Here is an 11,863-nt window from a genome sequence, read left to right as displayed (position 1 = left end):
CAATTATCCGCCGCAGGCGCCGTTAACCACTGCGTGCCCCGCTGACGGGCGTGTCATCCGGAGCAAGATCGCGTGGACCAAGGGATCATCGCCAGCCTGCTGCAGCACCCGCTTGCGTCGGCGCTGGTCATCGTCGACCGCACGGGTCGCCCGCTGGCGGCCAATCCGGCTGCGCGCGAGCATGGCCTGCCGGCCACCGTGGCTGCGTATGCGCCGATGCTGGAAGATCTGCGCCTGATGGCTGCCGATGGCGGCATCGTGGCCTGCACGCTGCCGGGTGGCCCGCACGGGCACTACGATGGCCACCTGCGCGCCGTGCACGATGGCGCCGGCAACCTGCTGGCCTTCACGTTGAGCATTCCCGAACCGGTGCCGCTCGGCGGCGGTGGGCGCTGGGAGCTGGCGCTGGACAGTGCCGGCCACAGCCTGTGGGACTGGGACATTCCCAGTGACCGTGTGGTGCGCACCCCGGCAGTGGGCGATGAAACCGCCACCGAGATGCTGGCCCGCGTGCACGGCGAGGACATCGCCCAGGTGCGGGCCGCACTGGAAGAGCATCTGCGTGGCTTGAGCGAGCAGTACAGCGCGCAGTTCCGTTTCCGCCAGGCCGATGGCCAGTGGCGCTGGGTACTGGACCGGGGCCGCGTGGTCGCGCGCACCGCCGATGGCCAGCCGCTGCGCATGGTCGGTACCCATACCGATATCGAACAGCAGAAGCAGCTGGAAGGGCTGCTGCAGGAACAGCAGCTGCACCTGAGTGAGGCCCAGCGCATCGCCAGCATGGGCAGCTGGTCGTTCGACCCCAACAGTGGTCATTTCTGGTGGTCGCCGGAGCTGCGTTCGATGCTTGCGCTGGAGCAGGGCGCCGTGCCCGGCCAGCGGCGCTGGCTGAAGCAGCTGCACCCACGTTCACGTGGCGCATTGCGTGCGGCGTGGCGGCGGTTGTGGCGCGATGGCCGTGCCGCCAATCTCGAACTGGAACTGACCCGGGGCAACGAGCCGTCGCAGCATCTGCGGCTGTGGATGCAGCCGTTGCTGGACATGGACGGACAGCCCAAGCGACTGCTTGGACAGGTGCAGAACATCACCGAGCAGCACCAGACCGACGCGTTGATCCGCTGGCGCACCGAGTTGCTCAACCGCGTCTCCGCGCTGGGCCGCATCGGCGGCTGCGAGATCGAGGTGAAGACCCGGCACATGCAGTGGACCGAGGAATGCTATCGCATTCACGGCCTGCGCAAGGAACCGATCACCCTCGACCAGGCGCTGGCGTTGTACACCGAGGACTCACGCAACGCCTTCGAAGCGGCGTTGGCGCGCATCGCCAACGGCGGGCTGCCCGAGCAGCTGGACCTGTGCTTCTACCGCCAGTCCGGCCTGCGCGTCTGGGTGCAGGTGCTGATCGAGCTGGACCGCCGTGACGGCCTGCCGCCGCGCTTCGTGGTGCTGTTCCGTGACATCACCCGCGAGCGCGAGGCCAACGAGCGCATCGAACTGCTGGCCCACTACGATCTGCTGACCGGCCTGCCCAATCGCGTGCTGCTCGGCGAGCAGACGGCAGAGGCCATCGAGGAAGCACGTGACCGTGGCACATCGCTGGCGATGCTGTTCATCGACCTGGATGGCTTCAAGACCATCAACGACAGCTTCGGCCACGCCACCGGTGATGCACTGCTGAAGGCCGCCGCGACGCGCCTGCACCAGAACCTGCGCAACAACGATCTGTTTGGCCGCTTCAGTGGTGATGAATTCATCGTGGTACTGCGCGACCTGGCCGAGCCGGAAGACGCCGGCCACGTCGCGCGCAAGCTGATCGCTTCGCTGGCCGAACCGCTGCGGCGTGGCGAGACCACGTTGAAGGTCGGCGCCAGCGTCGGCATCGCGATGCTGGGCGATGCACAGACCGATTTCGATTCATTGCTGCGTGCCGCCGATGCCGCGATGTACGCGGCCAAGGAAGCGGGGCGCAACACCTACCAGTACTACAGCCAGGACGCATTGGCCCGCATCCAGCGCAAGCTGGAGCTGGAGCACGCCCTGCACGGCGCCATCGAACGCGAAGAGTTCAGCCTGGCCTACCAGCCGCTGCTGCACGCCCACCACGGCGAGCCGCCGGCGATCGAGGCACTGTTGCGCTGGCACCGCCCCGGGATCGGCTACTGCAGCCCGGCCGAGTTCATCCCCATTGCCGAAAAATGCGGCGAGATCGTGCGGATCGGCGACTGGGTGCTGAATGAGGCCTGCCGCCAGGCAACCGCCTGGGACCGTGCCGGACTGCGTTTCGACCGCATTGCGGTGAATGTTTCTGCGGTACAGCTGCGAGACCGCGGCTTTGCCGAGCGCGTGATCGAAATCTGCCACGCCCATGGCTGGCCACCGCAGCGGCTGGAGCTGGAACTGACCGAGTCGGCGTTGATCCGTGACACCGACATCCTGCGCCATTGCTTCGACGTGCTGGAACGGCACGGCGTGCCGCTGGCGGTGGATGACTTCGGTACCGGCTTCTCCAATCTCAACTACCTCAACCGCTTCCCGGTGGGGCGCCTGAAGATCGACCGCAGTTTCGTGCAGGGCATGCTGCACGATTCGGGTACGGCCGAAGTGACCCAGGCCATCGTGCACCTGGGGCATGCGCTGGGCATGAAGGTGGTGGCCGAGGGCGTGGAAACGCACCAGGAAGAGGACATGCTGCGCCGCCAGGGCTGCGACGAGATCCAGGGCTACCTGTACTCGCGCCCGCTCAGCCCGCGTGACCTGGCGCAGTGGCTGCGCCAGCCACAGCCGGTTTCGCTGCGCACCGATGCCAGTGGGGAAGTGATGCTGATGCGGTGATCAGCTGCACTGGTTGGAACTGACCCTGGCTGCTGTGCCTATCCACGCATGGCGTGGATCTACCGCAACCCGCTTTGGTGGGTGCCGACCGTTGGTCGGCACGGATGCCTGTGCCTGTCGATCATCCACGCATGGGGTGGATCTACCTTGGGAACTCCGCCTTCAACTGCATGCGCAGCGCTTCGACGATGGCCGCATAGCGCCGCTTCTGGACCAGATAGCTGGCCAGGAACAGCGGAAGCACCAGCAGCATCGGCGCCACCATCGGGCGCATCGCCACCAGCGGCAACAGCAACAGCGACAGGATGGCCACGAACCAGCTGCACAGTCCGATCACCCGCACCTCGTGCCGTCGCGCGTTGAGTACGATGCGACCGCGCATCACCGGGAAGTAGCGCAGGCCGAAGCTCGGCGCGAAGCTCTCGCGGAACGCCATGCTGCCATCGGGCAGCGCATGGAAGGCCAGTTGCAGCCACTTGTCCTGCGGCAGGTCACGTTCCAGGCTGCCCAGCGAGAGCCGGGCCTGCATGGCCGGTGACGCCGCGATGCGTTCGTTGAACAGGGTGATGCCCCAACTGAAATAACCGGCCACCCAGGCCATCAGAAGGACGGTCTCGATCAGCAGGAGTGCGATCAGGGTGATGGCCATCGGTCTTCCATGAACGGGATCGGTGGATCATGCCACAACGATTTCGCCACCCCGGTAGATCCACGCCATGCGTGGATGTTGCGGCGAGGGCCAGGCGTCACACCGGCGGATGAAAGCCGTCCACCCATGGCGTGGATCTACTTCAGCGCTTCCCCGTCCAACCCCAGGTCCCAGGCCAGTCCCAGCAGTGCCTCGTCCGCCCGCGACGGGGCGGGGCGCGCGTCCGCCAGCTGCTGCAGTTCGCGGATCTCTTCGCGGGCGACCTCTTCCAGCTGCTGCAGCTGCTCACGCACGCTCGCGTTGCGCGGGCGCTCGGTATCGGTGAGGGAGGGCAGGGCGCGGATCAGGGTCATGGTGGGGGTACAGGATGCATCCAACGGCGGGTCACAGGCAAAGGCCCCGGACGAACCGGGGCCTTGCGGGCTGCCGGCGAGGGCAGCGGACATCAGGATCAGAACAGCTCGACGGTACCAGCGCCCATGCTCTGCTGGGCAACCGGCTTGTGCGGCGGGCGTTCCCATTCGCTGCGTAGTTCGCGCAGGCGGCTGCCGGTGCGCTGCAGGGCGGTGGCGATCTCTTCGTCGAACACGCCGCCGTTGCGATGCAGCAGTTCCTGCAGAGCCACCGCTTCGCGGTTGATCGCGGTCAGGCGGTCCAGGTGGGTGTGCACGCCGCCCAGCGCCTGGGTGGCAATGTCCTCGAACTGCAGGGCGCGCACCGCTTCGGCCACGCTGCCATCGATCGAACGGGCGCACTCGGACACTTCGCGCATGCCGTCGCCCAGCGAGGCGTTGATCTGCGCGACGTTGTCGAGCATCGCCGCCGCTTCCTGACGGGCTTCGCGGGAGCGGTCCATATCGCGCGAGGCCATGTGCGAGACCGTCTCGCGCACCTTGGCGATGGCGTCCTTGGAGCTGTGTGCCAGCTTGCGGATCTGCTCGTTGAAGGTGGTCGAGCGCTCGGACAGGTTGCGCACTTCGTCGGCGACCACCGCGAAGCCACGACCGGCTTCACCGGCACGTGCCGCTTCAATGGCAGCGTTCAGGGCCAGCAGGTTGGTCTGGTCGGCGATCGACTTGACGTCTTCCAGCAGCGCGAAGATGCCATCCAGGTGCTGCGCCATCTGGTCGATGTGCTGCACGGTGGTGCTGCTCTGGCCGCTCACCTGTTCCAGCGCTTCGACCAGCTGTTCCATGCGGTGGCTGGCGTGCTGGGCGAAACGGGCAACGTCGAGGCCGGCATTGCCTTCATCACCGGCGCGATCGACGATGCGCGACAGGGCCTGGCTCTGCTGGCGCGACTTGCGGTTCATTGCATCGAAGCTGCCGCCGAGGCTGGAGACGGCCTGGCGGATCAGGTCACGGGCGCGTTCCACTTCGCCACGCGAACCGTCGATTTCGTTGCCGACGAAGTTGCGCAGTTCGGTCAGCAGCTGATCCTGCTCACGCAGGACACGGGCGTGTTCGGGAGAGCGGTGCGCCTGGGCGCGGGTGGTCCACCACGCAAAGCCAAGCCAGCTCAGCGTCATCGTGGTCAGGATCGCCCAGCGCAGGGCGGCCGGCCATTCGAAACCGATGGCGAAGGGGAGCAGCAGGGTCAGAGCCAGGGGGGCGGCCAGACGGATGAAAATGCGTGAGTACATGGACGTTCTCGGGAGGTGCACGGAGGATGTATCGGCCGTACCCCCTTTCTCTTTAACGTCGATATGCCTCGAAGTGCATTCTGAATGCGCCGGTTTTCCGGCGCCTTGGCGGCTTCGGGGTCAGAGCCCTTTCCGTGCCGGAAAGGGATCCGACCCCACACCCTCAGGCCAGCTGCCGGTCCACGGCCTCGATCATCGCCTTGCGGCTGAACAGGAAGTCCCAGTAGCTGCCGCCCAGCTGCCGCCACAGCACCGCAGCGCGCACCGCGGCCAGCAGCAGGGCGCGGATCTCGGCCACCACGCCAGCCTGGCCCAGGTAGTGCGGGTTGCCCTGCACCATGACCCGCGGCTTGAGGTGGCTGATGGTGTCGGCGTAAAGGCCTCCCAGGTTGGCCAGCACGTCCGGGTGGCCGCTGTCGCCCAGTTCGGTGGCCTGGCGCTGGGCCCGCTCGATGCCCGAGGCGACCTTGTTCACGGTGGCGCCATCCTGAACGAAGCGGCGCTCCAGCTGCAGCACCGACAGGCCCAGCTTGGGCAGGATCGGGTCCTGGCCCTGGCTGCGGAAGTAGTTGTGCAGCAGGCGCAGGCCGGACTTCAGTGCATGGCGGTCACCGAACACCTCCTGCGGCGAGGACGCATCGACACGGAACACGCTGTCCACGGCGGTGCGCACGGCGGCGGCGTCGGAATGGCCGGTATCGGCGATGCGGCGTACCTGCTGCAGGGCCTGGGCAATGCCGGCCAGGGCCAGGACGCGGTCGTCGACAGTGAAACTCATGCAGCGATTACCTCAAAAGGGGAAGGGGTGGTGCGCAGGCGCTGTTCCAGCGGCGCATCGGTGGCGGCGATCACCGCGCCACCCAGGCACACGTCACCGTCATACAGCACCAGCGATTGACCGGGGGTAACGGCGCGCTGCGGGCGCGCGAAGGTGACCAGCACGCTGCCATCGTCCAGCACCTGGACCGTACACGGCTCATCGGGCTGGCGGTAGCGGGTCTGGGCGGTGCATTCGAAGCGCCGTGCCGGCGGCGAACCGGCGATCCAGTGCGCGGTTTCCGAACGCAGGCGCTCGGACAGCATCCACTTGCTGTCGCGGTCCTGGTCCACGTACAGCACATTGCTGGCCACATCCTTGCCGACCACGTACCACGGCGCGGCCGGGCGTCCACGCACGCCGCCGATGTTCAGGCCCTCGCGTTGGCCCAGGGTGAAATAGAACACGCCCGGATGTTCGGCGATCACGCTGCCGTCGGCCGGGTCGAGGATCTGGCCGGGCCTGGCCGGCAGGTAGCGGCCGAGGAACTCGCGGAAGTCACGCTCGCCGATGAAGCAGATGCCGGTGGAGTCCTTCTTGGCGTGGGTCGGCAGGCTGACGTCACGCGCGATCCGGCGCAGGTCGGTCTTTTCCAGGTCGCCGATCGGGAACAGGGTGGCCGCCAGCTGCTCCTGGCCCAGCTGGTGCAGGAAGTAGCTCTGGTCCTTGGAGCGGTCGGCGCCGCGCAGCAGCAGCCACTGGTGGCCGCGCTGGGTCACCCGTGCATAGTGGCCGGTGGCGATGCGCTCGGCGCCCAGCTCGCGGGCGGCATCCAGGAAGTGCTTGAACTTCACTTCGCGGTTGCACAGCACGTCCGGATTCGGGGTGCGCCCGGCGGCGTACTCGGCCAGGAAGTGCTCGAACACGCCCTGCCAATACTCGCTGGAGAAATCGCGGAAGTGGAATGGGATGCCGAGCAGGCCGCAGACGGCCACCGCATCGCGGCGGTCGTCCTCGGCGCGGCAGTCGCCGCTGCCATCGTCGGCCCAGTTCTGCATGAACAGGCCGGCCACGGCTTCGCCCTGCTGTACCAGGCGCCAGGCGGCGACCGAAGAGTCGACACCTCCGGAGACGCCCACCATCACGCGCGGAGTGCTCATGCGACCTCCCGGACCAGCGAAAGCGGATGGCGCTGGCCACCCAGGTAATCAGCCACCACCTGCCAGACCAGCGGGCTGCGCTGGCGCCCGCCGGCGGCCTGCAGTTCGGCCGGGGTCAGCCACAGCGCGCGGTCGATGCCGGTGTCCAGTGGCTGCGCCGGGTCGTGCGAGACCGGGCGCGCCGCGTAGCAGAAGCGCAGGAAGGCGGTGCCGTCGCCGGCAGTCCACTGGTAGCAGCCGATGAAATGGGTCAGCTGCACCGTCCAGCCGGTTTCCTCGCGGGTCTCGCGCAGGGCTGCCTCGGCCAGGCTTTCGCCCGGCTCGAGGTGGCCGGCCGGCTGGTTCAGCACCTGCCGGCCATCGATGGTCTCTTCAACCAGCAACACACGGCCGCCGTCGACCACCACCGTGGCAACGGTGGCGTGCGGTGCCCAGCGCGGGTCCGGCGTGGCGTTCAACTCAGAACTCGTCCTTCTTGGTCAGTTCCAGCTCCATGGCGTCGGCGGTGCGGATGGCCGCATCGATGGCGTCGCTGAGCTGGTCGGCAGTGGCATCGGCGTCGATCTTGACCACGAACATGGCGGTGGTGTCCTGCTTTACCCAGCCGCCCATCTTGGCATCCTGCGAATCTTCCAGCAGGCGGTTGGCCACGGCCACCGGGAACTGCTTGGTCTTCGCGTTGTAGGCCGGCGACCAGATCTCGCGGATGTTGTGGGTACCGAAATCTTCCACCGACGAACGCACGTAGACCATCTGGGTGCGGTCACCCTCGACGTCGAAGACCATGCGGTAGTCGCCGTCCTCATCGACTTCGTAGGTGTAGCCCAGCTTGTCCAGATGGCGGGCCACGGCCTTGTCGGCGTCTGCGGCGGCAGCGGAGCCGGTGGCAGCCAGAGCGATCAGGAGGGCGGGGAGAAGGGTCCTTTTCATGAAGATCCTGTGAAACAGTGTTGAGAGAGGGTGCAATTGTGACGGTGGGCGTGCGTGCCGTCCAATCTGCGGCAGGCCGACGCAGGCGCGCCCGAGCCTCTATAATGGCCCGATGCCCCATGAGTCTTCCCCCGATTCCCAGCACGAGCACGGCGTCGCCGTAGAGGCCGCGCGCCCGGAAGTGGCGCCGCCGCCGTTCTACCAGGTGATGCTGCTCAATGACGACTACACCCCGATGGATTTCGTGGTGGATGTGCTGCAGCAGTTCTTCAGCATGGACCTGGACAAGGCCACGCAGGTGATGCTGCACGTCCATACCCGCGGCCGCGGCGTGTGCGGGGTGTTCACCCGCGAAGTGGCCGAGACCAAGGTCGCCCAGGTCAACGAGTACTCGCGGATGAACCAGCACCCGCTGCTGTGCACGATGGAAAAGGCCTGACCGGCTGCCGGTTCTCGTCCGGGCACATCGATCCCGGATGGGTGTGCCCACCAAGGTGGGCACCTACCAAGGCAGAAGCCCGTATCGACCGTGGATGGGTGCCCACCAAGGTGGGCACCTACCAAGGCAGAAGCCTGTATCGACCGTGGATGGGGCGTGCCCGCCAGGGTGCGCACCTGCCAAGCGCGGGTCTCACTTCTCCGCCAGCGCCTCCAGGGCCATGCGGGCGACTGTCTCGTCGATATCGGCCGGGTCGCCGTCATCCCTGAACCACACTGCCGACAGCGCAGTGCTGGCCGCGATCCAGCGCAGCAGGCGTGTGCGTTCCAGTTCGGACAGCGCACAGACCTGCTCAAGGCGGATCGCAAACCGCTCGGGCCGCGTCGCAACGTGGATGCCCGGACCACAGAGGTCCGGGTTGCTGAACATCGTCGTGTAATCGAACGCACGGTCCCCCAGCAGTCGCTTCGGGTCGATCGCCAACCAGCCGCGCGGGCCGAAATCCAGCACATTGTCATGATGCAGGTCGCCGTGCAGCGGGCGGATCTCCTGTTCGTCATGCAGCAGCCCCTCCGCCAGTGATCTGCACTGTTCCAGCAGTGGCGGCAGGACAGCCCTTGGCTGCAGCAGGTCGGCGAACCATGTTCGCAGGCAGACCAGTTCCGCTGGCGGCGCGCTCCGTGGCCGGTGCAGCCGCTGCAGGACCTGGCACAGGATCGCGGTGCAGGCGTCATCGTCGCCCTCGATCGAGCGTTGCCGCAGCGAGTCACCGCGGGCACGCTCGATCAGGATCGCAGGCCCCTCGTGGGCCAGCAGGCGGGCGGCGCCATCGCCGTTCCACCAGCGTAGCAGGCGATGACTGTTCTGCTCCTCGGTCTCGCTGCTGATCTTCAGCATCGCTGGCTCGCCCGCAGCGGTCAGCACCGGCCAGAGCCGGGCGTGGGGCGTACGGAGGGCCGGGCCATCACGCCGCAATCGCCAGCGGCTCAGGTAGGGTTCGCTCATGCTGGGTGGGCTGTCCTGGAGTGAATGAAGATCAAGCGATCTGTACTGCTAACGCCATCTGAACGCAGCAATCCGCTAGGGTGATGGAAATCGCGTAGTCAGGCCGCATATTGTCCCCATCTGCCGCCGGAGTAATCCATGTTCAGCAAAGACCTCGAACACACCATCGGCCAGTGCTACAAGCGCGCCCGTGAGGCCCGGCATGAGTTCATGACGGTCGAACACCTGCTGCTGGCACTGCTCGACAACCCGTCAGCCCAGGCCGTACTGAAGGCCTGTGGTGCCGATGCCGACCGCCTGCGCCAGGAGCTGGAGCAGGCCATCGAGGCCTCCGTGTCCCGCCTGGCGGAAGACGATGGCCGCGACACCCAGCCGACCCTGGGCTTCCAGCGTGTGCTGCAGCGGGCCGTGTACCACGTGCAGTCCTCGGGCAAGAAAGAGGTCACCGGCGCCAATGTGCTGGTCGCCATCTTCGGCGAAAAGGACTCCCACGCCGTCTATTACCTCAACCAGCAGGATGTGACCCGGCTGGATGTGGTCAATTACCTGTCCCATGGCATCGCCAAGCTGGGCGATGAAGGCGAGCAGTCGTCTTCGTCCCCGGAGGGCGAGAGCCGCATGGAAGGCGGGGAGGGCGAGCCCAAGGGAGATGCCCTGACCGAATTCGCCAGCAACCTCAACGACCAGGCCCGGGCCGGTCGCATCGACCCGCTGGTCGGCCGTGCCGACGAGATCGAGCGCACCATCCAGGTCCTCTGCCGCCGCCGCAAGAACAATCCGCTGTACGTCGGTGAGGCGGGCGTAGGCAAGACGGCCATCGCCGAGGGCCTGGCCCGCCGCATCATCGAAGGCTCGGTGCCCGACGTGCTGGCCGACGCGGTGATCTACTCGCTCGACCTGGGCGCACTGGTGGCTGGTACCAAGTACCGTGGCGACTTCGAGAAGCGCCTGAAGAGCGTGCTGACCGCGCTGAAGAAGGTGCCCAACGCGGTGTTGTTCATCGACGAGATCCACACCATCATCGGTGCCGGTTCGGCGTCGGGCGGCACCATGGATGCGTCCAACCTGATCAAGCCGGCGCTGGCGTCGGGCGAGCTGCGCTGCATCGGCTCGACCACGTTCCAGGAATACCGCGGCATCTTCGAGAAGGACCGCGCGCTGGCGCGCCGCTTCCAGAAGATCGACATCGTCGAGCCGACGGTGGGCGAGACCTACGAGATCCTGCAGGGCCTGAAGTCCAAGTACGAGCTGCATCACGGTGTGACCTACTCCGACGAGGCCCTGCAGGCCGCAGTGGACCTGTCGGTGAAGCACATCGGCGACCGCCTGCTGCCGGACAAGGCCATCGACGTGATCGACGAGGCCGGTGCCCGCCAGCGCCTGCTTCCCGAGGAGCAGCGCAAGGAGCTGATCGACGTCGAGGAGGTCGAAGCGATCGTGGCCAAGATGGCGCGGATCCCGGCCAAGCAGGTCAGTGCCACCGACAAGGATGTGCTGCAGCACCTGGAGCGCAACCTGAAGATGGTGATCTTCGGCCAGGACCCGGCCATCGAGACGCTGTCCTCGGCGATCAAGCTGGCCCGTTCGGGCCTGGGCAACCCGGAAAAGCCGATCGGCAATTTCCTGTTCGCCGGCCCGACCGGCGTCGGCAAGACCGAAGTGACCAAGCAGCTGGCGTTGCAGCTGGGCATCGAGCTGGTCCGCTTCGACATGTCCGAGTACATGGAGCCGCATTCGATCAGCCGCCTGATCGGCGCGCCTCCGGGCTACGTCGGTTTCGACCAGGGCGGCCTGCTGACCGAGAAGATCGTCAAGACGCCGCATTGCGTGCTGCTGCTGGATGAGATCGAGAAGGCGCATCCGGACATCTTCAACATCCTGTTGCAGGTGATGGACCGCGGTGTGCTGACCGATACCAACGGTCGCGAAGCGAACTTCAAGAACGTGGTGCTGGTGATGACCACCAATGCCGGCGCCGCGCAGGCCTCGCGGCGGTCGATCGGCTTCACCAAGCAGGACCATGCCACCGACGCGATGGAGACCATCCGCCGCAGCTTCACCCCGGAATTCCGCAACCGTCTTGACGCGGTGGTGCAGTTCCAGGCGCTGGGCTTCGAGCACATCCTGCGCGTGGTCGACAAGTTCCTGATCGAGCTGGAGATGCTGCTGCAGGACAAGCACGTCAGCCTGTCGGCCACCCCGACCGCGCGCGACTGGCTGGCCCACCATGGTTTCGACCCGCTGATGGGTGCCCGTCCGATGGCCCGCGTGATCCAGGACAGGATCAAGCGTCCGCTGGCCGACGAGCTGCTGTTCGGCAAGCTGGTCAACGGCGGCAAGGTCAGCATCGACGTGCGCGACGACGAGCTGGTGGTCGAGACCCAGGCCGAGCCGGAGCGGCTGCTGCCGGTCACGGTGGAATGAGCTGACGCCACAGGCTTGGCGCGAA

At 66.7% G+C, this 11,863-nt stretch carries 11 protein-coding genes; 3 read left to right on the top strand and 8 right to left on the bottom strand.

Features of this window, described 5'->3' with window-relative positions; translation table 11 throughout:
* The first annotated feature begins 72 nt into the window (after nucleotides 1-72).
* Nucleotides 73-2,832 carry a bifunctional diguanylate cyclase/phosphodiesterase gene (locus tag AC5P6S_RS07450; RefSeq protein WP_099479177.1) on the top strand — a complete coding sequence of 920 codons (2,760 nt, stop codon included), beginning with the start codon at nucleotides 73-75 and terminating at the stop codon, nucleotides 2,830-2,832.
* 142 nt (nucleotides 2,833-2,974) lie between these two features.
* Here the strand turns inward: AC5P6S_RS07450 and AC5P6S_RS07445 are convergent, their stop codons facing one another.
* The 7 genes from AC5P6S_RS07445 to AC5P6S_RS07415 all read right to left on the bottom strand — a co-directional run bounded on the left by AC5P6S_RS07445 (nucleotide 2,975) and on the right by AC5P6S_RS07415 (nucleotide 7,970).
* The gene (locus AC5P6S_RS07445) at nucleotides 2,975-3,481 is read right to left on the bottom strand and encodes a hypothetical protein (protein ID WP_111118453.1); all 507 of its coding nucleotides are present in this window, start codon (nucleotides 3,479-3,481) and stop codon (nucleotides 2,975-2,977) included.
* 137 nt (nucleotides 3,482-3,618) lie between these two features.
* Complete coding sequence (locus AC5P6S_RS07440) at nucleotides 3,619-3,834, bottom strand: hypothetical protein (protein ID WP_005409586.1); 216 nt, start codon at nucleotides 3,832-3,834, stop codon at nucleotides 3,619-3,621.
* Nucleotides 3,835-3,932: 98 nt separating this feature from the next.
* Nucleotides 3,933-5,123, bottom strand: coding sequence for a methyl-accepting chemotaxis protein (locus tag AC5P6S_RS07435; RefSeq protein ID WP_010485867.1), 1,191 nt, complete (start codon nucleotides 5,121-5,123; stop codon nucleotides 3,933-3,935).
* A 163-nt stretch (nucleotides 5,124-5,286) separates the two neighbouring features.
* A complete protein-coding gene (hflD, locus tag AC5P6S_RS07430; RefSeq protein WP_495204546.1) occupies nucleotides 5,287-5,901 on the bottom strand; it encodes a high frequency lysogenization protein HflD in 615 nt (204 codons plus the stop codon).
* On the bottom strand, nucleotides 5,898-7,040 hold the full coding sequence (mnmA, locus tag AC5P6S_RS07425; protein WP_005413280.1) for a tRNA 2-thiouridine(34) synthase MnmA: 1,143 nt from the start codon (nucleotides 7,038-7,040) through the stop codon (nucleotides 5,898-5,900). The genes hflD and mnmA overlap by 4 nt, the downstream gene beginning before the upstream one ends.
* Nucleotides 7,037-7,498, bottom strand: coding sequence for an NUDIX hydrolase (locus AC5P6S_RS07420; RefSeq protein WP_111197462.1), 462 nt, complete (start codon nucleotides 7,496-7,498; stop codon nucleotides 7,037-7,039). The genes mnmA and AC5P6S_RS07420 overlap by 4 nt, the downstream gene beginning before the upstream one ends.
* Before the next feature lies 1 nt (nucleotide 7,499).
* Nucleotides 7,500-7,970, bottom strand: a complete 471-nt coding sequence (locus AC5P6S_RS07415; RefSeq protein WP_005409591.1) for a hypothetical protein — start codon at nucleotides 7,968-7,970, stop codon at nucleotides 7,500-7,502.
* A gap of 112 nt (nucleotides 7,971-8,082) precedes the next feature.
* On the opposite strand from AC5P6S_RS07415, the gene clpS reads away from it, so the two are divergent.
* Entirely contained in the window at nucleotides 8,083-8,409 is a 327-nt protein-coding gene (gene clpS / locus AC5P6S_RS07410) for an ATP-dependent Clp protease adapter ClpS (RefSeq protein ID WP_005409592.1), read from the top strand.
* Between the two features lie 192 nt (nucleotides 8,410-8,601).
* Here the strand turns inward: clpS and AC5P6S_RS07405 are convergent, their stop codons facing one another.
* Complete coding sequence (locus AC5P6S_RS07405; RefSeq protein ID WP_012480135.1) at nucleotides 8,602-9,414, bottom strand: APH(6) family putative aminoglycoside O-phosphotransferase; 813 nt, start codon at nucleotides 9,412-9,414, stop codon at nucleotides 8,602-8,604.
* Nucleotides 9,415-9,552: 138 nt separating this feature from the next.
* Between AC5P6S_RS07405 and clpA the strand changes: the two genes are divergently transcribed.
* Entirely contained in the window at nucleotides 9,553-11,838 is a 2,286-nt protein-coding gene (clpA, locus tag AC5P6S_RS07400) for an ATP-dependent Clp protease ATP-binding subunit ClpA (protein ID WP_235650208.1), read from the top strand.
* Nucleotides 11,839-11,863: the final 25 nt, after the last annotated feature.

The organism is Stenotrophomonas sp. YJH_SMC_119, assembly GCF_059368315.1.
Note: the sequence above shows the minus strand (reverse complement) of the source record. Positions and strands in the feature narration are given on the sequence as shown.

Excerpts from the sequence above, each read along its gene's own strand:
- AC5P6S_RS07445 (WP_111118453.1), bottom strand. The coding sequence starts at position 3,481 with ATGGCCATCACCCTGATCGCACTCCTGCTGATCGAGACCGTCCTTCTG.
- AC5P6S_RS07440 (WP_005409586.1), bottom strand. The coding sequence starts at position 3,834 with ATGACCCTGATCCGCGCCCTGCCCTCCCTCACCGATACCGAGCGCCCG.
- AC5P6S_RS07435 (WP_010485867.1), bottom strand. The coding sequence starts at position 5,123 with ATGTACTCACGCATTTTCATCCGTCTGGCCGCCCCCCTGGCTCTGACC.
- hflD (WP_495204546.1), bottom strand. The coding sequence starts at position 5,901 with ATGAGTTTCACTGTCGACGACCGCGTCCTGGCCCTGGCCGGCATTGCC.
- mnmA (WP_005413280.1), bottom strand. The coding sequence starts at position 7,040 with ATGAGCACTCCGCGCGTGATGGTGGGCGTCTCCGGAGGTGTCGACTCT.
- AC5P6S_RS07415 (WP_005409591.1), bottom strand. The coding sequence starts at position 7,970 with ATGAAAAGGACCCTTCTCCCCGCCCTCCTGATCGCTCTGGCTGCCACC.
- clpS (WP_005409592.1), top strand. The coding sequence starts at position 8,083 with ATGCCCCATGAGTCTTCCCCCGATTCCCAGCACGAGCACGGCGTCGCC.
- AC5P6S_RS07405 (WP_012480135.1), bottom strand. The coding sequence starts at position 9,414 with ATGAGCGAACCCTACCTGAGCCGCTGGCGATTGCGGCGTGATGGCCCG.
- clpA (WP_235650208.1), top strand. The coding sequence starts at position 9,553 with ATGTTCAGCAAAGACCTCGAACACACCATCGGCCAGTGCTACAAGCGC.